A 23,491-nucleotide genomic window follows, 5' to 3' on the forward strand; every position below is an offset into this window, starting at 1 on the left:
CTAGAGAATTCCTATGCAGGATCGGTAAATATTCCCTAGCATTCAATCGTATACTGCCACCAACTAATAAAATATAAAAGAAGCTATCTTAAAGGGCTTAATGGCGTCAAGCTGAACTTGTTTCAGCTTCTAACTTGTTTAGATTATCAACATCTTAGATTCTGAATTAAATTCAGAATGACGATTAAAAGCTTCTAGACAGCCTCAGTTATATATATATTGAAAAGCTTACGAATCAGCTTCGTCGTTATCTATGTATTCATCTTTGAGATCCTGAACGCTGGCATCGAGAAAAGTTGCGGTTCTATTTAATACGTGCTGAAATTCTTTGGTTAATTCATCTTTATTCCACGGGTGGGAAATTCCAAAAACGTGATCGGCATTCTCTACCAAAAGCAGTTTTGAAATCGCGCTCCATTCAAATAAATTTCCAGCATCTGCTATGGAAACGGTGGTGTCGTTACTTCCATGGGCAATAAAATGAGGAATGCCCAGCTTTTTGGTTGCTTTTTGAATATTTAAGCGCTCTCTGTTTTCTCTAAAATTCTTATAAAACTGGTAGTGATGCGGTAATTGCTGACCTGTTCTGGTATTTTTTATATACTGTACACCCTTTTTCTCCCAGGCCTCCAGTTCCTTTTCCTTGGGAAAACGGGAAGCAAAATCGCTTACCGCGGCAAGGGTAATTAGTTTATTAATCCTTTCTTCTTCAGCGGCTTTTAAAATGGCAATGCCACCACCACGGGAGTGCCCAATTAAGTTGATGCTTTTCACATCAATTTGCTGGGCTTCATTAAAATCGGGCGTTAAGAGCCAGTCTATCACTGTTTGTAAATCGTCTAACTCCTTTATATAATTATTATCTCCAAAAGCTTCAATATTTAAAAACTCGGTTGGATTATCCGGTGAAGTCCCGTTATGAGAAAAATTGAATTTCACGAAGAAATATCCTTTTTCAGCATAAAATTCTCCCATTTTATCCCAGGCGCCCCAATCTTTAAAACCTTTATAACCGTGGCAAAAAATCACGATTGGTTTGGGTTTTTTATCGTCGTTATAAATTAAATCTATAAGAATAGGCTTATTGTGCTTTCCATCTATCTGGATGTTGGTTCTTTTAGTAATTTCCATAGTTTTTTATAATTCTTTTTCCTTAAAAGGAATTTCAGGATCGCAAATTTCCGTAATTAATTTCTTTAATTCTATCTCAAATGCGTCCAGAATCTCTTTATTTATAGCAGTTTCTTTATTTTTTGTTCTTGGTTTATCTTTCTTGCCGAATTTCAGGAATCCGCTTTTTAAATTTTTAAATGAAATGATGCCAGCTTCAACCGGTAGCTCCAGTAAATTTTGGTCTTCCATCATTTTTGTGTACGCCAAAACCTGAAAACTCTTGCTGTATTTATCGTAATCTGAAGTGAGATCTTCCCAATCTACAATTTCAATTTTATCTTGGGTAACCTTCCCGGTTTTATAATCAATTATCCTGGTGGTACCGTTAGAATTTTCAGCGCGATCTACTTTACCGCGCATAAAGATCGGAAAATCAAGATGCTCTATCCTAATTTCAGATTTTAAAGTTTTCTCAATTTTTAGGATTTTAATCTCTTCGGTTTCAAGTCGATTTAATTCCAGGTTTAAAAAATTGCGGAGATAACGCTTTGCAACTTCATAAATCAGCAGATTTTTTCCCTGGTTCACCGGCCCGTTCATATAAGATTTTTTAAACTGAAGTGTGATTTCTTCTTCAATTCTTGCCTTAAATGCTTTTATATTTTCTGCTGTCAGAATTTTATCCTCCAGTGGTTTATAAAAGTTTTCAAGACTATCGTGTACCACGGTTCCCAGTGTGTTGTAAGCAACAGTTTCTTCTACTTCCTCCCGGTCACGAACGCCTAACACGTACTGACGATAAAAATCTAAAGGATTTCTAATGTAGGAAGTTAAGGCCGAAGGAGAAAAACCGGAACCAGCGAGGGATTTTAATTTCTCCATAATTTCGGGAGTTTTTTTTACTTCCCGAAGTTCATTTTTAATAGCAGGAACTTTTGGACTCACCATGGTGTGAGTGAGTTGATGTGCCGGTTGTTTCTCAATCTCCAATTGGGTAAGAAACCTGCTTTTTTCCCCCGAATTTAATCCGTCCGTTTCTGTGTTATAGAGCAAATGCACATTTTGAGCACGTTGCAGTAATCGATAAAAGTGATAGGTATAAACCGCGTCTTTTTCTTTGTATGTTGGCAGTTTGTAGGTTTGTTTTAAATCGAAAGGAATAAACGAACTCCCCGATTTCCCTGAGGGTAAAACGCCCTCATTCACAGAGCAAATAATAACATTTTTAAAATCTAAAGCCCGTGATTCCAGCATTCCCATAAGCTGTAAACCTTTAAACGGTCGTCCCTGGAAGTCTAAACTCTGGGTACTCATTATTTCTTTATAAAACTGGTAAAGCGATTTAACCGACTTTAAATGCGGATAGGTTTGATTTAAATTCTCCAGTTTATTGAAAAGAACGTGAAATTGATATAGAAACTCTAAACCGAGTTTATTTTGATCAGTTTTATAGTGATCCTTTATCTGATTAATTATTTGCTGAAAAGCTTCAATTGCTTTTAAAGGGGAATTCTCCAAGTCTTTAAAACAAGCTTCAATTAAAGGTTTTGCTCCAGCAGAAAACGAACTTATAATTTCCTTTTCTGAAAGATTTACCGTGTTTTCCGATTGAATTTTTTCTATAAAAATTTCGGTTTCCTGTTTTAATAGTTCGTGAAGGGCAGGATGATTAATAACCGAAATTACATCTTTATAATAATAACCTGAAGCGGTATTTTGATGTATTTGAAAAAGCCTGTCAAACAAGGAAGCAATTGGAGCATTTTTAAGCGGAAATCCCATAGTGATATTCAAATCTTTCACGTTGGGTGGCAAACTGTTTAATACCGGGAGCAAAAGGTCTTCTTCTCCCAACACAACGGCGGTTTCCTGAAGCGTTTCTTTATCTAAATTTGCTAATAGCTCACCTAAATATTTCGCCTGGCCTACGTTTTTTGGAACGCCGGTAACTTGAATATTTTTCGGTTTACTGTATTCACTTACATTAAGTTTTGCCTCTTTTTCCCGATAAACCGGCCAGTCTTTTACATACTGATTTATAAAAAGCGAAGCATCGTGTTGACGGTCTTTTACAAAAACCTCGTCTAAATCCCAGTAGATCTCTGCACGATCGTTTTCTACAAGATGTTGAACAATTAATTGCTCTGCCGTATTTAATGCGTTAAAACCAATAAAAACGTGCTTTGCGGTGTGTTTTTGGGTGTATTCGGGAATATTTTCTGAAGCTTTTCTATAAATTAATCCCTGGTAGCCGGTGTTTTTTGAAAGTAATTCCTCTTTTAAAGCTTCATAAAAAGCCGGTAAACTATTCCAAAACGATAAATAATTATTTATGAGATCTGTTTTGGGTTCCTGGATAGACCAGTGTTTTAGGTCTTGAATATCTGCCAGATAATTGAAAAAGCTTTTGTAATCTATTAAATATCGGTCTATTTCATTAAAATCGTGGATAAGGCTTTGTGCCCAGGCCGTAAAAGTTTCAAAATCTTCCTGTTCTTCTAGGGGCGTAATTTTTTTGTAGACGTTATAAAATTCAAAAAGTGTAAGGGTATTATCTACGGTTTTTGTTTCAGAAATAACTTCTGTGAACTCTTCAATACTGTAAACTTTAGGGGCGAAAATGTGATTTTCGCTCAAGGCAGAAAGCTCTTTTAATAGAAAACTTCCCGCACGTTTGCTGGGAAGAATAAAGATAATTTCTGAAATATTTTCTTCTGAGGAAATGAGTTCTTTAAGAACTCCTGAAATAAAAGATACCATAGGCTAAAAATAAAAAACGCCCCGGAAACCGGAGCGTTTTTCTATAATAATTATCTAACTAATTATTGATTATCGTCTTCCATAGAAGATTCAGAATCTTTTACTTCTTTATTCTTGTCTAAAGAAATTTCAACTCTACGGTTATCCTGTCTTCCGGCAGCCGTATTGTTAGTAGCAATTGGTCTTTCTTCACCATAACCTTCTGAAGTTAATCTGTTGCTTGGCACACCATTTTCTTCCAACCAAGATTCTACTGAAGCAGCACGCTCACGTGATAATTTCTCGTTGTATTCGGCACTACCTGTACTATCAGTATGGCCTTCAATATGGAATATTGTATTCGGATATTCATTCATTATATCAGCAATAGACTGAAGTGCTTCTTCTGAATCATCTCTAATTGTAGCCTTGTTCAAGTCGAACAATACAGTTTTAGAATATTCATTCAATTCAGAAATAACTTCTACGTCTGGTTCTGGACATCCGTTGTTAGCTGCAGTTCCAGCAACCTCAGGACAATCGTCGTCTTTATCTAAAACACCATCACCGTCCATATCTTCATAAGGACATCCGTCGTTTTCAGCAGGACCAGCTTCGTTTGGACAGTCGTCTTCGTTATCGGCAACTCCATCACCATCAGCATCAGGGCATCCATTAAGTTCAGCCAATCCGGCTACTTCTGGACAGTCATCATTAGGATCAGCTATACCGTCGCCATCGGTATCAGGACAACCGTCAAATTCAGCTAAACCAGCTTCATTAGGACATGCATCCATACGGTCTTCAATTCCGTCACCGTCAGAATCCGGACATCCGTTAAACTCAGGTAAACCTGGGGTTTCTGGACATTCATCATCTTTATCGTAGATTCCGTCACCGTCAGAGTCGGTTCCACCGAACATAAATTTCACACCACCTGCGTGTTGAAAGTGAGTTGCACCATCAACATCAAATACGTGCTTGTAGTTAGACTCAAGAGTTAAAGCAACATTATCTGTAAACCAGAAATTTAATCCGAATTTACCATTAAGAGTTGCTGCACTAAGATCTGAGATTGGGTAATCACCATTATCAGCAATGCTGGTGTAACCACCACCAATACCAACAAAAGGATCAAGCCAACCATCGTTTAGTAAAGCTCTTAAGCTATAATTAAAAGATCCATCTACAGCATAGTATGCCATTTGTGGAACGGCTTCAGCGCCATATTGTTCTATTTGGTTTACAGAACCCGCAAGTTCAAATACAAAACCACTTCCAATATAACGACCTACTGTTAATCTAGACATAGATGGCAAGATATTCCAGTGATCTCCAACGTTAAAATAATCGTCAAAAGTTCCTCCTACATCAGTGGTAGGGTGAAAATCTACCGCATTGGTCTGGATCCCTATAGACCAGGGATTGTTAGCATCCTGTGCAGATACCGAAGTAATGCCCAGAACCAACATTGTAGCGAATAAAATTTTGCTAAGATGTTTCATATTCAATAGTTTAGTTTTAAGTGTTAATTGTTAACAAAAGTAGACTGTTAAAGCTTATCGGCAAAGCATAAAATAATAAAGTTTTCTTAATAAACCCTTAGATAATGGCGTTTTTGAGAGCTTTTTAAGATTTGTAAAGCCTTGTTTTTGCTAATTTTTCATTATAAAGTTCAGCTACTCTTTAACATTGAAACTAAATTACTTCCAATTCTTTACCAACCTTAGTAAAGGCGGCAATGGCCTTGTCTAAATGCTCCTGCTCGTGTGCGGCAGATAATTGTACTCTTATCCTAGCCTTTTCTTTTGGAACTACGGGATAAAAGAATCCTATTACATAAATTCCTTCTTCCAGTAATCGCTCTGCCATTTTTTGAGATAATTTGGCATCGTAAAGCATTACCGGAACAATAGCCGATTCTCCATCTATAATATCAAATCCGGCATCTTTAATTCCTTTTTTGAAATATTGAGTGTTGCTTTTTAGTTTTTCGCGAAGGCTGTTGTCATTTTTAAGCATATCAAAAACCTTTAGCGAAGCGCCTACAATAGAAGGAGCCAGGGAATTTGAAAACAAATAAGGTCTTGAACGCTGTCTAAGCAGTTCTATAATTTCTTTTTTAGCAGTGGTATAACCGCCCATAGCGCCACCAAGTGCTTTTCCTAAAGTTCCGGTGATAATATCTACGCGATCCATCACTCCTTTTTCTTCCAGGGTTCCAATTCCTTTTTCTCCAATAAATCCTGTAGCGTGGCATTCATCTATCATAACCAACGCATCATATTTATCGGCCAGGTCGCAAATTTTATCCAACGGAGCTACAAGTCCGTCCATAGAGAACACACCATCGGTAACAATTAGTTTAAATCGCGCTCCTTTTTCGTTAGCATCCTGAAGTTGCTTTTCCAAATCTGCCATATCGCCATTCTGATAGCGATATCTTGCCGCCTTACATAAACGCACCCCATCAATAATAGAAGCGTGGTTCAATGAATCTGAGATTATCGCGTCTTCTTTGGTTAAAAGCGGTTCAAAGATTCCGCCATTGGCGTCAAAACACGCAGCGTAAAGAATGGTATCTTCAGTTCCGTAGAAATCGGCGATTTTTTGCTCCAGTTCTTTATGAATATCCTGGGTTCCGCAAATAAACCTAACGCTAGACATTCCAAATCCGTGGGTATCCATGGTGTCTTTTGCCGCTTTTATAACTTCCGGATGGGAAGAAAGTCCCAAATAGTTATTAGCGCAAAAATTTATCACTTCCTGTCCGGTAGAAATTTTAATTACCGCATCCTGCGGGCCGGTGATTATTCGTTCTTTTTTAAAAAGGCCGTCTTCTTCAATTTGTTTCAGTTCCTCTTGTAAATGTTCTTTTATCTTTCCGTACATAATTTTCTATTTTTTGCAAATTTACATTTCTTTTAAACAAGGCGCACTTTAAGCGCTTTATTTGTATACACAAGGTTTTTACTGCCAATTTGGTAACCCATATCCAGTAAAATCCCGGCGTAGCTATTAATTTGAGCTTCATGCGAAACATCAAACTTTCCGGTTTTATAATCTATAATATTCACCGTATTTCCTGCAAAATTAATTCTATCAGGTCTTAATCTTTTACCTTCCGGAGTTAAAATATCTCGCTCATTAAAACTTGTAGCGTTCTCTGTATAGTATTCTGAAAGCTGCGGATGGCTGGTGATTTCAATAAGTAGTTTCTCAATTTTTTCTGCGGAATCTTTAGTGATTATTCCATCGTTTACAGCTTGGGCAACCACGGGTTTTACCTGTTCTTTATAATCTATTTGCGCAAGTAATTCGTGCAGAATTTCTCCTTTTTCAATAGCTTCTTCCTGTTTGCTGTCCCAAAGCATTCCCGATTTAGTAACGATATTCACTGCTTGATTTTGCGTTGCTGAAGAATAAAATTTTTCGGAAATAATATTTGCTGACTGTGTTTCTTCTGAAGTTTTTGGGACTCCAATTTCTCCAAATTCATAAGTATTAATATTAGTATCCCATCTCCCAATTTCTTTTAAAAATCCGATTAATAAACCTGAAGTTTTATAAGACTTTTCGTTGCCTTTGGAATCAATTTCTTTCTTACTCAATAAATATAGCTGCTGGGAAGCCCGGGTACAGGCAACATACAGCACATTTAAGGTGTCGAGTTCCTTTTGATGTAATAATTCAGTATAGATATCTGAAGCTTTTGGCCCCCAATTCAGCATTTTGTCTGATGCGCTTAGATAACTCATAGGAATTTCATTTAATGGAGGCTCCATGGGCAACCAAAGCGAATCCATTCTCGTGCTTTTGGAATCTGAATTTGCATAAGGATAGATCACCACCGGAAATTCTAATCCTTTAGATTTATGAATGGTCATAATTTGCACGGCATCTTCAGCTTTTGGAACCACAATACTTAAACTCTCTTTTTCCTGAAGCCAGAGATCAATAAAATCGGAAATTCCTGCGGTTGCCTTTTGTGTGCTTTCAAAGATAAAATCCAGGAAAAACTGTACATAAGCATTTGATGTTCCTACCAGCGAAAAACTCCTGATAATATATTCTGCAGCTTCGTAAACCGAAAGGTGCCTTATTTCATCCAGGTCAAAACCGATATCATAATCCTTTAACCAGTGGAAAAATAATTTTCCGTCCTTCGGCAGATTAGATGAAATAATAGGGTAGCGGTTCTCTATTTTCAGAAAATCGGCCAGGAAATCAAAAAGTTCCAGTTTTAAAGTATTATCCTTCGGACTTAAAGAAAATTCCAACAAATTGGCAATAAAATTCACTTTAGGAGAATTGGCAACCAGCAAAGTTTCCGAAGAAACCACAGGAATATCATTTTCGCTCAAATAGCCGGCGATAGTAATACCTTCTTTCTTCTTTCTGGTTAAAATGCAGATATCTCCTTTTTTGAACTTTTTCTCCTCTAAGTTCTGAATAATTTCGAGGATTTTTTCAGGATAAATCTCGTGTTCTTTAGCAGCATTTTCGGCTTCAATAAAGTCAATATTTACATATCCAAAATTGCCTTTTTTTGGCTTTTGACCGCTTTCCTGAAATAAATTAGAATAAGCAGGATGTTGTAAGGTCCCGGCTGCAAAATTAAATAAGCTATTGTTGAAATTTACGATCTGACTTCCGCTTCGGTAATTATCTGGCAGATTCTCTACGCATTTTTCAATACTAAACGGGTTAGTATCCAAGCACAGGTCTATAAACTGTTCTGCTTTGCCGCCTCGCCAGCGGTAAATAGATTGTTTAGCATCCCCAACCAGCATCGCACTGGCCGGATCCTGGATATTTTCAGAAGAAAGTTTATTATCTATTAGCGGAATTAGGTTTTCCCACTGCATTTGCGAAGTATCCTGAAATTCGTCTATAAAATAATTTTGATAGCGTTCGCCGAGCCTTTCATAAATAAATGGTGCCGGCTGATTTTTAACCTGCGCGCTTATTTTCGGGTTAAATTCTGAAATTAAAATAAGGTTGCGCTCTTTTTTAATCAGTTCTACTTCCTTATTTATGGCGTTAAGCAAAGAAAGTTGGGTGAGGTTTTTTTTAATTGCGCTTAGAAAATCCAGGTTTAAATACGCTCTTTTGGAAATCTCGAAGAGACTAAAAATTAAAGATTGAATACTATCCAGCGCATCCTTTACCGCCTGGTTTTTATGCGATTTAGCATAAAGTGGAGCTGTTTCCAGTTTCTGCATCCAGGCTTTTTCAAAACCGTCTATGGATTTTTGATCTCTTAACTTTACAAAATGCTTATAAACATAACCGCCACTAAAATCTTTTTCTTCTATATTATTACTTTCAACAAGATCAAAAAATTCGTGGCTGGTTTCAGCAATTAAGGCTTCGGTTTTCTTAATTTCTGAACTTATTCTTTCCTTGAATTTTCGAAAATCTTCTGGAGTTTTTCCCTTTAATTTTTTTAGCGCTTCCTGGTGGTTTTCGCCAATAAGTAGTTCAGAAATTTCGAAAAGATCTTTTGCGATATCCCAGCTCTTATCGTCATCGGTTTTACTAATGGCAAAAGCGATAAGGACTTTGGTAAGATCTTTATCTGTGCCGGCTTTGCTTATAAGTCGCTCAACGGCTTCCATTAATATCTGCTGCGTATTCAGAGCAATTTCAAAGTTTACCGGAAGGCCAAGATCCTTGGCGAAAGTTCTAAGTACCCGGTGCGTAAATCCGTCTATGGTAGAAACTTCAAAAGCCGCGTAATTATGAATGATGTTTTTTAGGATTTTCGCAGCTTTGATTTTAAGCTCAGCTTCAGATAAACCGGTTTCTTCGGCAATAATTTTAAATAGCGGGTTGGTGGTAGTTGAGGTTTCTTCCGCAGTAAAATCTCTTAAACTGCTAATAATCCTGGATTTCATTTCATCTACCGCCTTATTCGTAAAAGTAATAGCGAGAATATTTTTGTATGCATCGGGTTTTTTGCTTTTAAAAAGCAATAGCAAATATTCTTTAACCAGGGTAAAGGTTTTTCCCGATCCCGCCGAAGCATTATAAATAGTAAAATTATTAGTCAAAAATGCTGGATTTTAATGAAAATTTTGAATTTTAAAGGTAAAATAAAAATGTTTTGTATTCTCTCCCGGCTTTTAAGTATTTTATAACATTAAAATGTTTTTATTAAATAGCTTAATACCTAAATTTGAGTGAATTTTATTACTAATCACTAAAAAATAGATACAAATGGCATTTGAGTTACCAAAGTTAAAATATGCATTTGATGCATTGGAACCACATATAGATGCGAAGACCATGGAAATTCACCATGGAAAACACCACGCGGGTTACACTAAGAAATTAAACGCTGCAGTAGAAGGTACCGATCTTGAGGGAAAAACTATAGAGAATATTCTTGAAAATCTTGATAAAGAAAATACTGCCGTAAGAAATAACGGTGGTGGATTTTATAACCATAACCTGTTTTGGGAAATAATGTCTCCAGACGGTGGCGGAAAACCAGAAGGCGATCTTGCAAAGGCAATAGATACCGCATATGGTTCTTTTGAAGCTTTTAAAGACGAATTTGCTAAAGCTGCTGCAGGACAGTTTGGTTCTGGATGGGCGTGGCTTTGTGTTCACCAGGGTGGAAAAGTAGAGATTTGCTCTACTGCAAATCAGGACAATCCATTAATGCCAGGAATTGGCTGTGGAGGAACTCCTATTTTAGGTCTTGATGTTTGGGAACACGCTTATTACTTAAACTATCAAAACCGTCGTCCAGATTATATCGATGCATTTTTTAATGTGATTGATTGGAAAGAAGTAGGAAGCAGATATGCGAAGCAGAAATAATAACTAAGTTATTATTCATTATATTAAAAAGACCGTCTTTTGGACGGTCTTTTTTTGCCAGAATGTTAAATAAAAAAAGGCGGATTTTTAGATCCACCTTTCTTTGCCCCAAATCTACCATGAACTTAACCTACTTATGTTATGGTGAGTCTAAAGTATATTGAATAAATCTTGCCCGCAAATTTTTTAGATCACTTAACCTACTTATGTTATGGTGAGTCTAAAGTATATTGAATAAATCTTGCCCGCAAATTTTTTAGATCAACGGCGTAAATATATGTTAAAGTATTGAAATTCAATATTTAATGTAAGAAAGTTTGAGTTTTTGTGTAAGATTCTGATTTCTGACGAATTTTCAAAATGTTAAATAAAAAAAGGCGGATTTTTAGATCCACCTTTCTTTGCCCCAAATCTACCATGAACTTAACCTACTTATGTTATGGTGAGTCTAAAGTATATTGAATAAATCTTGCCCGCAAATTTTTTAGATCAACGGCGTAAATATCTGTTAAAGTATTGAAATTCAATATTTAATGTAAGAAAGTTCGAATTTTTGTGTAGGTGAATTGTGTAAGGTTTTGATTTCTGAAGAATTTTCAAATTCGGGTAAAAATAAAAAAAGGCGGATTTTTAGATCCACCTTTTTTTGCCCCAAATCTACCATGAACTTAACCTACTTATGTTTATGGTTCTGCTAATGTATATAATCTTATTCCTCTAAAAAATCATTTTAGACGAAAGGCAGAAAAACTTGTTAAACTGCACTTAGTAGGCTCTTCCCGCGTTTCCTTCGTAAAAATTAATAAAAGCTCTATTTACTACACGGTTACCACCAAAGGTTGGATAATTCCCTGTGAAATACCAGTCACCCAGGTTTTTAGGGCAGGCGGTGTGCAAATTATCTACCGTTTGGTAAATCACTTTTACCTTTGCTTTCACATCGGTATCGCAAAGTAACTTTGAGATTTTATCCGAAATTTGCCCGTCGGTAAAAGGTTCGTAGATTTCTTTTACAAAATTCTTTACATCTACATCGGCAAGATCTACCTGTAATTTACATTTTTCGTAAACCTTCTCTACAATATCATATTGATTGTTATCCTTTAAAAGATCCAGTGCTGCTCTAAAAGCAACCAGGTCTTCCAGTCGCGCCATATCTATCCCATAACAATCTGGATAGCGAATTTGTGGTGCCGAAGAAACTACAACAATCTGTTTTGGATTTAACCTGTCCATCATTTTAATGATGCTTTTCTTTAAGGTTGTTCCCCTAACAATACTATCGTCTATAATTACCAAACTGTCTTCCGGTTTTACCACTCCGTAGGTTACGTCGTAAACGTGAGCTACTAGATCATCACGACTACTATCTTCAGTAATAAAGGTTCTAAGCTTAACATCTTTAATCGCAATTTTTTCGGTGCGTAAACGATGCGCTAAAATCTCCTGGAGTCTGGCATCGGTTAAAGTATCTCTTTCAGCAAGGATGGCATCGTTTTTCTGTTTATTCAATTCATCCTGTGCGGCTTCAACCATTCCGTAGAAGCTGGTTTCAGCAGTATTTGGAATAAAAGAGAAAACCGTATTAATGGTATCGTGATTTATAGATTTTAAAACCTCGGGCATTAATAAGCGCCCAAGCATTTTTCGTTCTTTATAAATTTCGGCATCACTTCCGCGGGAAAAATATATACGCTCAAAAGAACAGGCTTTTCGTTCCAGTGGCTCCAAAATTTGGGTGATATTTACTTCTCCACTTTTTTTGGTGATAATGGCGTGTCCCGGCGGGAGCTCATGTACATCATTAAAATCTACGTTGAAAGCAGTTTGAATTACCGGTCTTTCTGAAGCAACAACTACCACTTCATCGTCTTTATAATAATAAGCGGGGCGAATTCCTGCAGGATCACGAAGCACAAAAGAATCACCGTGCCCAAGCAAACCGGCCATAGCGTAACCACCATCCCAGTTTTTAGACGATTTTCTTAGAATTTTGGCAACGTTTAATTTTTCAGCAATGATAGGCGAAGCAGAAACTTTAGAATAACCTTCTTTTTTTAATTTCTTGTAAAGTTTTTGAACTTCAGAATCTAAAAAGTGACCAATTTTTTCCATTACCGTAACGGTATCGGCCTTTTCTTTGGGGTGCTGCCCTAATTCTACCAGGTTATTAAAAAGCTGGTTTACATTGGTCATATTAAAATTTCCGGCCACAATAAGATTACGGTGCATCCAGTTATTCTGCCGAAGAAATGGGTGTACACTTTCTATACTATTCTTGCCAAAGGTTCCGTAGCGAACGTGCCCAAGATAAACTTCCCCTACATATGGGAGGTTTTTCTTCTGCAAAGAAACATTATCGGCATACTCAGGATTGGCTTTAATCTCTTCGTTAATTCTGCCGTTAATCTGTTCAAAAATATCCTGAATGGGCTGAGCCGCATTAGATCTTATTCGGCTTATATAGCGATCTCCGGGAGCGGTATTTAATTTAATGTTGGCAAAACCGGCGCCATCCTGGCCGCGGTTATGCTGTTTTTCCATCATTAAATACATTTTGTTAATCCCATAAAAGGCGGTACCATATTTTTCTTTATAGTAATCCAGGGGTTTTAACAACCGTATTTGTGCAATTCCACATTCGTGTTTTAAGGCGTCACTCATAATTCGTGGCAGATTTTATTCCTGCTTTATATAAAAAATGCCCTGAAAATTCAGGGCATAAGTTTAGGTTAATTTTATTTCAAATTGAGTTAATTTCTTAAACTCTGCGAGGCGCGAATTTACTTCGGCGCCCGAAAGTTCCTCCATCCTCTCGGTTCCAAATTTCTCTACACAAAAAGATGCGAGATTGGAGCCGTAGATAATTGCGTTTTTCATATTCTCAAAGCTAATATCTCCTGTTTTGGCAAGGTAGCCTGCAAAACCACCTGCAAAAGTATCGCCGGCACCGGTTGGATCAAAAACTTCTTCCAGTGGAAGTGCGGGAGCGAAAAACACCTGCTCTTTGTGGAATAATAAAGCTCCATGCTCTCCTTTTTTTATCACTACATATTTTGGGCCCATTGTGGCGATCTTCTTAGCCGCTTTCGCCAAAGAATATTCGCCTGAAAGTTGCCGGGCTTCTTCATCGTTAATCGTGATTACATCTACTTTGGCAATTACCTTCATTAAATCTTCCAGGGCATTATCCATCCAGAAGTTCATAGTATCTAAAATGGCGAGTTTCGGAGATTTAATTTGTTCTAAAACGCTAAGTTGTACCAAAGGATGCAGGTTTCCAAGCATTACAATTTCAGCATCTTTATAAGCGTTTGGTACTACCGGGTTAAAATCGGCAAGTACATTTAATTGTGTGTCTAAGGTATCCCTGGAGTTTAAATCGTTATGGTAGCGGCCACTCCAAAAGAAGGTTTTTCCACCGGGAACCACTTCAATTCCATCTATATTTATATTGTTTTTGGTAAGCAGGTCAAGGTATTTTTGTGGAAAATCATCTCCTACAATAGATACCACTGCGCTGTCTACATTAAACTGTGAAGCCGAAAGCCCAATATAGGTACCTGCGCCTCCAAGAATTTTATCGGTTTTCCCAAATGGGGTTTCAATAGCATCAAAGGCTACAGTGCCTACAATCAGTAATTTACTCATAAATTGGTTTAAAAAATGTGCTGCAAATATACAGTTTGTTTTTCAAGGGCTCAATCAAAATTACCCGATAATCGAGATTTAAATGTTGTACGCTTTTCTTCGAAATCCATATATATTATTAATAATGTCTTTATGTCTTGCCTCAGCTAACTTACATATATAATAGTTCGCTTCAACTTTGCTGAAAACCTTCATCTATTAAAAGTCTTTTTTCTTTTGAGGCCGCCACCGCAAGCGCGTCACAACGTTCATTTTGTGGATGGTCATTATGTCCTTTTATCCACTTAAAACTTACATTATGTTTTCGAAATTCTTTTAGGAATTCTATCCAGAGGTCGGCGTTTTTTCGGTCTTTAAAATTTTTCTTTTCCCAGCCAAAAATCCATTTCTTATTAACGGCATCTGCAACATATTTTGAATCGGTAAAGACTACGGCAGAAACTCCGGGCTTTTTCAGTTTTTTTAGAGCCTCAATTACAGCAAGCAATTCCATCCTGTTGTTGGTGGTATGTTTAAAACCTTTTGCAAATTCTTTGCGGTATGCTTTTCCTACCCATTCCATCACAATGCCGTAACCGCCGGGACCGGGATTTCCTCTCGCGGCGCCATCTGTATAAATGTGTACCTGAGCTGTTTGCACTACTGTGATTTCTTTTGAAGTATTTGCTGAAGAATTTCGGGGAAATGTCTATACTCCAGTTTATGAATTTTTTGTGCGAGCGTGTCAGGCGTATCTTCTTCTGAAATTTCTGTTTTCGCCTGAAAAATCACTTCGCCTTCATCATAATTTTCATTTACATAATGAATGCTTATGCCGCTTTCTTTTTCTTTATTCTGAATTATAGCTTGATGAACGTGCATTCCATACATTCCCTTGCCGCCATATTTTGGAAGTAAGGCTGGATGAATGTTTATTATTCTGTTTGGAAAGCGTTTTAAAATGTCTGTTGGGAAAATCCACATAAATCCTGCTAAAACTATCAAATCTGGATTTATATCTTCTAAAATATGCAGAACATCGTGACTATTGTAGAGTGCATCACGGTCAAAATAAAGCGCTTTAACATTTAGATCGTGAGCTCTTTTCAGCACTTTGGCAGATCTTTTATTAGAGAAAACCGCCACCACACTGGCATCTGGCTGTTTTTGAAAATATTTAATGATATTTTCGGCATTGGTTCCGGAGCCGGAGGCAAAGACAACTATTTTTTTTTGTGCGGTATGCGTTGGATTGCTCAAAATAAGCTTATTAACAATTATTAGAATGTAAAATTAAGTCCTTTCAACTAAATTTATGTAAATTACGATCACATTTTTAAAGTAAAAATCGGTTTTAAAATAAAGTTTTTTATTTTTGCCACCTAATCAAAATTAAAATAAAAGTATTATGTCAGACATTGCATCAAGAGTAAAAGCGATTATCGTTGACAAGTTAGGTGTTGACGAGAACGAGGTTGTTAACGAAGCAAGCTTCACAAACGATCTGGGTGCTGATTCATTGGACACTGTGGAATTGATCATGGAATTCGAGAAAGAATTCGATATCCAGATTCCTGATGACCAGGCTGAGAACATTGCCACAGTAGGTCAGGCAATTTCTTATATTGAAGACGCAAAAAAATAAAAAGAGTATAGACCATATGGAGTTGAAGCGAGTTGTAGTAACGGGCCTGGGAGCCCTAACCCCCATTGGTAACAATATTGAAGAATATTGGGAGGCTTTGGTAGCCGGAAAAAGTGGTGGTGCACCTATTACCTATTTCGATACTGAAAAATTCAAAACCAAATTCGCTTGTGAACTCAAAAATTTTGACCCGCTCGATTTCTTTGACCGTAAGGAAGTAAGAAGGCTGGACAGGTTTGCCCAATATGCCATTGTAGCTTCAGATGAAGCAATAAAAGATTCCGGCATCAACCTTGAGACTGTAGACAAGTACCGGGTTGGTGTAATATGGGGGGCCGGAATTGGCGGATTGGAAACTTTTCAGAACGAAGTGATAAACTTTGCGACGGGAGATGGTACACCAAGGTTTAATCCTTTCTTTATCCCCAAAATGATTGCAGATATTGCCCCGGGTAATATCTCTATTCGTCACGGGTTTATGGGAGCAAATTACACTACCGTTTCAGCGTGTGCATCTGCAGCAAATGCTATGATAGATGCATTGAATAATATTAGGCTGGGACATAGTGATATTATTGTTTCCGGAGGTTCTGAAGCTGCGGTAACTATGGCTGGTATGGGTGGTTTTAATGCTATGCACGCCCTTTCTACACAGAACGAAAATCCCGAAACAGCATCAAGACCTTTTGATGCTACTCGAGACGGATTTGTGTTAGGGGAAGGTGCAGGTACACTTATTCTTGAAGAATATGAGCACGCCAAGGCCAGAGGAGCTAAAATTTATGCTGAAGTACTTGGAGGAGGATTATCTTCTGATGCTTACCATATGACGGCACCACATCCTGAAGGAAACGGGGTTGTTGCGGTTATGGAAAACTGTCTTCGAAATGCAGAGATGAAACCCGAAGATGTAGATGCCATTAACACGCACGGAACTTCTACTCCATTAGGAGATGTAGCCGAATTGAAAGCGATAAGTAAGGTTTTTGGTGAACACGCCAAAACGATGAATATCAATTCAACAAAATCAATGACCGGGCATTTGCTTGGTGCTGCAGGGGCCGTAGAGGCAATTTCAGCAATTTTGTCTATGAAACATGGAATAGTACCACCTACTATAAACCACGAACACAAAGACGAAAATATTGATCCTGAATTAAACCTTACCTTAAACAAGGCCCAGAAACGTGACGTAAAGGTGGTAATGAGCAACACGTTTGGATTTGGAGGTCACAACGCTTGTTTACTATTTAAAAGATTTGATGAATAACCTTTAAGTATGGGCGTTCTTCGAAATATATTAAATTCCCGTTCTGATAAAGGCGGGAATTTTTTTTCAATTTTATATAAAATTCTGGGTTTTAAGCCCAAAAATATACTTCACTACCGCAAAGCCTTTACCCACCGTTCTTTAAATATTAAAGATGAAAAGGGAAATGCGGTGAGTTTTGAACGCCTGGAATTTCTGGGAGACGCGATGTTAAGTGCTGTAATTGCTTCCCATCTTTTTAAAGCAGTACCCGGCGGTAACGAAGGTTATCTTACCAAGATGCGCTCTAAAGTAGTTAGCCGAAAGCATTTAAATGAACTTGGCAAAGACCTGAATCTTATAGACCACGTTCAAACCAATATTCCAAAAGATCAATTTGGATCAAATATTCATGGCAATTTATTCGAAGCCTTAATTGGTGCAATATATCTTGACAGAGGTTATAAATATTGTAAGCGCTTTATTTATGAAAGAGTGATAGATCCTTATGTGGATATAGAGCAATTAGAAGGCCAGGTAATAAGTTATAAAAGCCTGTTTATAGAATGGTGTCAAAAAGAAAAGCGGGAATTCGACTTTGAAGTTTATGAAGATACCGGGAACGACGAGATAAAACATTTTGCCGTAAAATTGCGGTTAGACGATAAGGTTGTGGCAAAAGCAAGGGCAACCTCAAAAAAGAAAGCCGAAGAAAAAACTGCGAAAAGGGCCTATTATGCACTTCAAAATAAAATCACTTAAAATTGTGAAAGTAGCGCAAACTATAACGTTTTCGTAGATAAATATGAAGTTTTGGCACTCTAAACCTTCATTTTTCTCAATCTTATCTTATCTTTAACCTTAAATTAAAAGCTATGCAATCTCATAAAATGCTGCTTGAGGATGTAGAAGAAGATGATTTTGGCTTAATAGCACTATACGGTGATTTAGAAGAATATAAGATGGCTTATTTATTAAATAAGCATCTTAAACTTCAATTAAAAAGAGAACGCAGGGATATAGACTTCAACCATAAATCGGTAGAAGCTTTCTACGCCCATTATACCTTTAAAGATCTGGCAAATTTCAGATCTTATCACCTTGTGGCCAATAAGTTTAAAGGAGAACCTAAAAAAATATTAAGTTCGGGTTCTTTGTTTGAAGAAGAAGAAGTGAGACCCTTGCAGGTAAACCTGGTACCTGAGTATAAAAAGGTTGATTTCTTTCTTAAAATAGACGAGGAGCTAAATCAAAAAGACCTCAATTTACTTGTTAATGCCATAAGTCAGATACCGCAGGTAATAGCGGTTTATAAAATTGACACAGATTTATTAAAATCTAAACAAAATTTAATTTTTGAATAATGCCAACAAATAAGAAGACTAAAATCGTTGCAACCCTAGGCCCGGCAACGAGTTCCAAAGAAACCTTAGATAAAATGCTCCAGGCCGGAGTAAACGTTTTTAGAGTTAACTTTTCCCACGCTAATTATGAAGATGTAAGAGAACGCATCAAAATGATTAGGGATCTGAACAAAGAAAAAGGGTATAACGCTGCAATTCTTGGAGATTTACAGGGCCCTAAACTTCGGGTAGGAGTCATGAAAGACGAAGTGGTAGTTTCTGAAGGTGATGAGATTATTTTTGCTACCGGAAAAGAATTTAAAGGAACCGCAGAACGTGTTTATATGAATTACGAAACTTTTCCGCAAGATGTATCAGCGGGAGAGCGTATTTTGTTAGACGATGGTAAACTTATTTTTGAAGTAGTAAGTACAAATAAAAAAGATGAAGTTAAAACCCTTGTTATTCAGGGTGGACCTTTAAAATCAAAGAAAGGTGTAAACCTTCCAAATACCAATATTTCCCTTCCTGCTTTAACTGAAAAGGATGTAAAAGACGCCATTTTTGCCTGTGAAATGCAGGTAGACTGGATGGCTCTATCATTTGTTCGTCATGCTGAAGATCTAAAAGAACTTCAGGATTTAATTAAAAAGCACAGCGAATATAAAATCCCCATTATAGCTAAAATCGAAAAACCGGAAGGTGTAGCCAATATCGATAAGATCGTGGCCTACTGTGATGGTTTAATGGTGGCTCGTGGAGATTTAGGAGTAGAAATTCCGGCGCAGGAAGTTCCGCTTATTCAAAAGAAATTAGTATTAACAGCTAAAAAAGCAAGAATTCCGGTAATAATCGCTACCCAAATGATGGAGACGATGATCACCAGTCTTACCCCAACAAGAGCAGAGGTTAACGATGTTGCAAACTCTGTAATGGATGGTGCTGATGCGGTGATGCTAAGTGGAGAAACTTCAGTAGGGCAGTACCCTGTGCAGGTGATTCAAAAGATGACACAAATTTTGGAGAGTGTTGAAAATTCACCATTGATTAAAGTTCCACACGATCCGCCACACGTACGCACCAAGCGTTATATCACCAAATCGGTTTGTTATCACGCGGCCCATATGGCTAACGAGATTAAAGCCAAAGCAATTTGTACCTTAACCAATAGTGGCTATACTGCCTTCCAAATTTCAGCCTGGAGACCGGAGGCGCATATTTTAGTGTATACTTCTAATAATAGAATCCTTTCACAACTCAGTTTATTATGGGGTGTAAAGGCTTTTCATTATGATAAATTTGTAAGTACAGACGAAACTATAGAAGATATTAACCGGATTGCAAAAGAGAAATCTTTTGTAGAAGTTGGTGATTTTACCATAAACCTGGCTGCAATGCCAATTGGTGAAAAAGGCATGGTAAATACTTTAAGAATTTCAGAAATAGAATAGTCCAGTAATATTTATAATTAAAAACCTCGGAATACAATGTATTCGGGGGTTTTTTGTTTAAAACTCAAATTTCAGCTGGACTTCAACTTTTTTTACTCCTTCCGGTTTCTTTTCGTTTTTATCGGTATTCAGGTTGGAAAGGGAAATTCCTAAAAGTCGCACGGAATTCTTCATTTTTTCCTGGTATAATAATTCTTTAGCATTTTCTAAAATAAGTTCCTTGCTGGAAACATAAAATGAAATGGTCTTACTGCGAGTCTGCAGGGTGAAATCACTGTATTTTATTTTAAGGGTTATGGTTTTTCCAGCAACATTGCTTTTTATGAGTCGGCGTTCTATTTCTTCGGCAATGTTTTCAAGCCTTTCCAGCATAAAAATTTCTGAAGAAATATTTTCATTAAAAGTCCTTTCCGCGCCGAGTGATTTTCTAATCCGGTTTGGTTTAACCTCGCTTAAATGAATGCCGCGAACCACGTTGTAATAATGGGCACCGCTTTTTCCGAATTTTTCGGTTAAATATTCCTGGGATTTCTGTTTCAGGTCTTTTCCGGTGAAAATACCCAGCATATACATTTTTTCAGCAGTCACTTTTCCCACCCCGTGAAATTTCCTGATATCTAAAATTTCCAGAAACTCTTCAACTTCTTCAGGATTTACCGTTTTTTGTCCGTTTGGCTTATTAAAATCGCTGGCAATCTTGGCAATAAATTTATTGACAGAAATTCCCGCTGAAGCATTTAAGCCCGTTTTCTTCTTAATTTTTCCCCGGATTTCTTTTGCAATAAGGCTTGCGCTGGGATTTCCTTTTTTGTTTTCAGTAACATCAAGATAGGCTTCATCTAAGGAAAGAGGCTCTACGAGATCGGTATATTCAAAGAAAATCTCCCGAATACGCTGCGAAATTTCGCGATAACGCTCAAAACGTGGTTTTACAAAAATCAGGTGCGGACAGTTGCGTTTGGCAATTACGCTGCTCATAGCGCTTTTAACGCCAAATTTGCGAGCTTCGTAACTCGCGGCACTAACAACGCCTCTTTGTGAACTGCCGCCCACAGCAATCGCCTTACCGCGTAAATCGGGATTGTCCAGTTGTTCTACCGAAGCGTAGAACGCATCCATGTCAATATGGATGATTTTGCGAAGAGGAAGGTTTTCGATCACTTTACAAAGTTAAAGAAACTTCATGTGGTCTGGAAAGCTATTTAATTCCCAAACCCGTTATAGAATCCTGCTACATCAGAAAATTAAAAATCGTAACTTTATAAAAATCAATTAAAAAAATGGTGAAAGAGAAAAAGCTTAAGCAACGGGTTTTGGCTTATGTTCAGGAAGCTGATGACGAATTGCTTCATCTTATAGCAAAAGTGGCTGAAATCTACAATGAGCAAAAAAAAGAAGATTGGTGGGATAAACTTAGCGACATTGAGAAAGCTGCTATTCAAAAAGGCTTAGATGATGCCGATAATGATAAAGTGCTCCCCAATGAAGAAGTAATGCGAATGTTTAAAAAATGGCATTAGCAATCTTTTGGACAGAAAATGCAAAAGCAGGTTGCAGAAATTGCTGGAATATTTAGAAGAAAATTGGACTGAAAAAGAAATACTTAAACTCGAAGAAAAGCTTAAAGTAGTTATTCAAATCATCATTGTAAATCCAGAGTTTTTCTTAAGTCCACTCAAAACCCTAAGCTTTTTAAAGCTTTGATAGATAAAAATAATTATATAGTTTATAGAGAAAATAAAGAAAAACAAAGAATTGAAATAATTAATTTTAGAGGAACCAGACAAAGACCGGTTCATTAATAAATAACATATGCCAAAAACAGCAATAATTTTAGGAGCTACCGGCCTCACCGGAGGAATGTTACTTGAGCAATTACTGGAGGATGACAGGTATGAGAAAATCAAACTTTTCTCTAGAAATTCGGTAGAAAAAAATCATCCTAAAATCGAAGAACATTTAATAGATCTTTTTAAGCTCGAGGAGCAGAAAGATAAATTTACCGGGGATGAGGTTTTCTGTTGTGTGGGTACCACCAAAAAGAAGACCCCAGATCAGAAGACGTACACAAAAGTTGATCACGGAATTCCAGTTACCGCGGCTAAACTTTGCAAGGCAAATAATATAAATACTTTTCTCGTGGTTTCTGCACTTGGTGCAAATCCTGAAAGCCGGGTGTTTTATAACCGTACCAAGGGGAAAATGGAGAAAGAGGTTTTAGCACAGGAAATCAAAAACACCTATATTTTGCAACCGTCGCTTATTACCGGCGAGCGAAAGGAAAGCAGGACTTTTGAAAAAATTGGAAAAGTAATGCTCAATTTTATTAACCCGTTTTTCCTGGGAACCTTACGAAAATATAAGTCTATTTCAGCTGAAAGTATTGCCAGGGCGATGGTTGCCATTGCGAATAAGCCCGAGTTAGACGTAGTAAGAATTCCTTCAGATGAAATTAAAAATATAGCACACAATAATTAAATGCAGGAAATTGAACGTAAATACCTTGTGCTTTCAGAAGATTTTAAAAAGGAATCATTTAAGAATTTCAGTATAAAACAGGGTTTTTTAAATACCGATCCTGAACGTACAGTCCGTTTAAGAATTACCGGAGATCAGGCTTTTTTAACCATTAAAGGGAAAACTTCTAAAAACGGACTTACACGGTTTGAGTGGGAAAAGAAAATCGATAAAAAAGATGCAGAAGCTTTATTTGATCTCTGCGAACCGGGAATTATAGAAAAAACACGGTATTTAGTGAAAGTAGGTGATTTTGTTTGTGAAATTGATGAGTTTCGAGGGGAAAATAAAGGTCTAATCGTTGCAGAAATCGAATTGAAGAAGGAAACAGATACTTTTAAGAAACCGGGGTGGCTGGGAGAAGAAGTCACCGGAGATATAAAATATTATAATTCCCAATTAAGCCAGAACCCGTATAAAAACTGGTAAAATTTAATATGAAGAAATTAATTTACATACTTGTTATTCCATTTTTAATAAATTCCTGTAAAGATATTCCAAAGCAGGAGCGTGGTATTCCCGGGCCGGAAGTAGTTGAGGAGAAAAAGCCTAAAATCAATATAGATTCTATTGCGAATAATCTAAATGAAAAAGGCTACCAAACCTTTTCCTATCAAGACAGCGATAGCACCTATTTGATGCAGCAATATTATATGGTTTTTCTGAAAAAAGGTGAAAACCGCAGCCAGGATTCTACTGAAGCTGCAAACCTGCAAAAAGAACATCTTGCTTATTTAAGCAGAATGGCAGAAGAGGGCTACGCGAGCCTGGTTGGGCCTTTTGGTGACGATGATGAAATTCGCGGAATTGTAGTTTATAATACAGCCACGCAGGAAGAAGCTGATAGTTTAGCAAATCAGGATCCTATGGTAAAATCCGGAAGGTTAAAAGTTGAAGTGCATCCCTGGTGGACAGCAAAAGGAGGGAAGCTAAATTAGAGCAGAAGCTTACGATAATCCAAAATAATTGAAAT

Annotated in this window: 20 protein-coding genes; 10 read left to right on the forward strand and 10 right to left on the reverse strand. The window is 37.2% G+C overall.

The genetic code is table 11. The features are described from left to right. Positions 1 to 228 precede the first annotated feature (228 nt). The 5 genes from B5X53_RS02035 to B5X53_RS02055 form a co-directional block, all read right to left on the reverse strand. The gene (locus B5X53_RS02035) at positions 229 to 1,131 is read right to left on the reverse strand and encodes an alpha/beta hydrolase family protein (RefSeq protein WP_079711561.1); all 903 of its coding nucleotides are present in this window, start codon (positions 1,129 to 1,131) and stop codon (positions 229 to 231) included. 6 nt (positions 1,132 to 1,137) lie between these two features. Further along, positions 1,138 to 3,873 (reverse strand): PD-(D/E)XK nuclease family protein, encoded by a 2,736-nt coding sequence (locus tag B5X53_RS02040; protein WP_079711562.1) that lies wholly within the window; start codon positions 3,871 to 3,873, stop codon positions 1,138 to 1,140. 62 nt (positions 3,874 to 3,935) lie between these two features. Continuing rightward, positions 3,936 to 5,357, reverse strand: a complete 1,422-nt coding sequence (locus B5X53_RS02045) for an OmpA family protein (protein WP_079711563.1) — start codon at positions 5,355 to 5,357, stop codon at positions 3,936 to 3,938. A 193-nt stretch (positions 5,358 to 5,550) separates the two neighbouring features. Next, positions 5,551 to 6,744: a glycine C-acetyltransferase gene (gene kbl / locus B5X53_RS02050; protein ID WP_079711564.1), complete on the reverse strand. Its 1,194-nt coding sequence runs from the start codon at positions 6,742 to 6,744 to the stop codon at positions 5,551 to 5,553. 32 nt (positions 6,745 to 6,776) lie between these two features. Beyond that, entirely contained in the window at positions 6,777 to 9,908 is a 3,132-nt protein-coding gene (locus B5X53_RS02055) for a UvrD-helicase domain-containing protein (protein WP_079711565.1), read from the reverse strand. Positions 9,909 to 10,074: 166 nt separating this feature from the next. On the opposite strand from B5X53_RS02055, the gene B5X53_RS02060 reads away from it, so the two are divergent. Then, positions 10,075 to 10,683, forward strand: a complete 609-nt coding sequence (locus B5X53_RS02060) for a superoxide dismutase (RefSeq protein ID WP_079711566.1) — start codon at positions 10,075 to 10,077, stop codon at positions 10,681 to 10,683. A 765-nt stretch (positions 10,684 to 11,448) separates the two neighbouring features. Here the strand turns inward: B5X53_RS02060 and B5X53_RS02065 are convergent. From B5X53_RS02065 to purN, 4 genes are all read right to left on the reverse strand, one after another. Beyond that, positions 11,449 to 13,347 carry an amidophosphoribosyltransferase gene (locus tag B5X53_RS02065; RefSeq protein WP_079711567.1) on the reverse strand — a complete coding sequence of 633 codons (1,899 nt, stop codon included), beginning with the start codon at positions 13,345 to 13,347 and terminating at the stop codon, positions 11,449 to 11,451. A gap of 63 nt (positions 13,348 to 13,410) precedes the next feature. Then, positions 13,411 to 14,334, reverse strand: a complete 924-nt coding sequence (locus tag B5X53_RS02070) for a PfkB family carbohydrate kinase (RefSeq protein WP_079711568.1) — start codon at positions 14,332 to 14,334, stop codon at positions 13,411 to 13,413. A gap of 172 nt (positions 14,335 to 14,506) precedes the next feature. Beyond that, positions 14,507 to 14,974 carry a ribonuclease HI gene (rnhA, locus tag B5X53_RS02075; RefSeq protein WP_079711569.1) on the reverse strand — a complete coding sequence of 156 codons (468 nt, stop codon included), beginning with the start codon at positions 14,972 to 14,974 and terminating at the stop codon, positions 14,507 to 14,509. Next, positions 14,974 to 15,573 (reverse strand): phosphoribosylglycinamide formyltransferase, encoded by a 600-nt coding sequence (purN, locus tag B5X53_RS02080; protein ID WP_079711570.1) that lies wholly within the window; start codon positions 15,571 to 15,573, stop codon positions 14,974 to 14,976. Before purN ends, rnhA begins: the two co-directional genes overlap by 1 nt. A gap of 148 nt (positions 15,574 to 15,721) precedes the next feature. On the opposite strand from purN, the gene B5X53_RS02085 reads away from it, so the two are divergent. The 5 genes from B5X53_RS02085 to pyk all read left to right on the forward strand — a co-directional run bounded on the left by B5X53_RS02085 (position 15,722) and on the right by pyk (position 20,001). Next, a complete protein-coding gene (locus tag B5X53_RS02085) occupies positions 15,722 to 15,958 on the forward strand; it encodes an acyl carrier protein (RefSeq protein ID WP_013069791.1) in 237 nt (78 codons plus the stop codon). A gap of 16 nt (positions 15,959 to 15,974) precedes the next feature. Further along, complete coding sequence (gene fabF / locus B5X53_RS02090; protein WP_079711571.1) at positions 15,975 to 17,228, forward strand: beta-ketoacyl-ACP synthase II; 1,254 nt, start codon at positions 15,975 to 15,977, stop codon at positions 17,226 to 17,228. 9 nt (positions 17,229 to 17,237) lie between these two features. Next, the gene (gene rnc, locus B5X53_RS02095) at positions 17,238 to 17,969 is read left to right on the forward strand and encodes a ribonuclease III (RefSeq protein WP_079711572.1); all 732 of its coding nucleotides are present in this window, start codon (positions 17,238 to 17,240) and stop codon (positions 17,967 to 17,969) included. 113 nt (positions 17,970 to 18,082) lie between these two features. Beyond that, on the forward strand, positions 18,083 to 18,571 hold the full coding sequence (locus B5X53_RS02100; RefSeq protein ID WP_075325310.1) for an IPExxxVDY family protein: 489 nt from the start codon (positions 18,083 to 18,085) through the stop codon (positions 18,569 to 18,571). Beyond that, on the forward strand, positions 18,571 to 20,001 hold the full coding sequence (gene pyk / locus B5X53_RS02105; protein WP_079711573.1) for a pyruvate kinase: 1,431 nt from the start codon (positions 18,571 to 18,573) through the stop codon (positions 19,999 to 20,001). The genes B5X53_RS02100 and pyk overlap by 1 nt, the downstream gene beginning before the upstream one ends. 57 nt (positions 20,002 to 20,058) lie before the next feature. On the opposite strand, the gene dinB is transcribed toward pyk, so the two are convergent. Next, positions 20,059 to 21,162: a DNA polymerase IV gene (gene dinB / locus B5X53_RS02110; RefSeq protein WP_101023001.1), complete on the reverse strand. Its 1,104-nt coding sequence runs from the start codon at positions 21,160 to 21,162 to the stop codon at positions 20,059 to 20,061. Between the two features lie 119 nt (positions 21,163 to 21,281). Between dinB and B5X53_RS02115 the strand changes: the two genes are divergently transcribed. The 4 genes from B5X53_RS02115 (at position 21,282) to B5X53_RS02135 (ending at position 23,456) form a co-directional block, all read left to right on the forward strand. Beyond that, positions 21,282 to 21,521, forward strand: coding sequence for a hypothetical protein (locus B5X53_RS02115; protein ID WP_079711574.1), 240 nt, complete (start codon positions 21,282 to 21,284; stop codon positions 21,519 to 21,521). 292 nt (positions 21,522 to 21,813) lie between these two features. Further along, on the forward strand, positions 21,814 to 22,479 hold the full coding sequence (locus tag B5X53_RS02125) for an NAD(P)H-binding protein (RefSeq protein ID WP_079711575.1): 666 nt from the start codon (positions 21,814 to 21,816) through the stop codon (positions 22,477 to 22,479). Next, positions 22,480 to 22,947, forward strand: coding sequence for a CYTH domain-containing protein (locus B5X53_RS02130; protein ID WP_079711576.1), 468 nt, complete (start codon positions 22,480 to 22,482; stop codon positions 22,945 to 22,947). It abuts the gene before it with no gap. 8 nt (positions 22,948 to 22,955) lie between these two features. Then, entirely contained in the window at positions 22,956 to 23,456 is a 501-nt protein-coding gene (locus B5X53_RS02135; RefSeq protein ID WP_079711577.1) for a YciI family protein, read from the forward strand. The last annotated feature ends 35 nt before the right edge of the window (positions 23,457 to 23,491 follow it).

It is taken from the genome of Salegentibacter salinarum (assembly GCF_900168115.1).
Lineage (GTDB): Bacteria > Bacteroidota > Bacteroidia > Flavobacteriales > Flavobacteriaceae > Salegentibacter > Salegentibacter salinarum.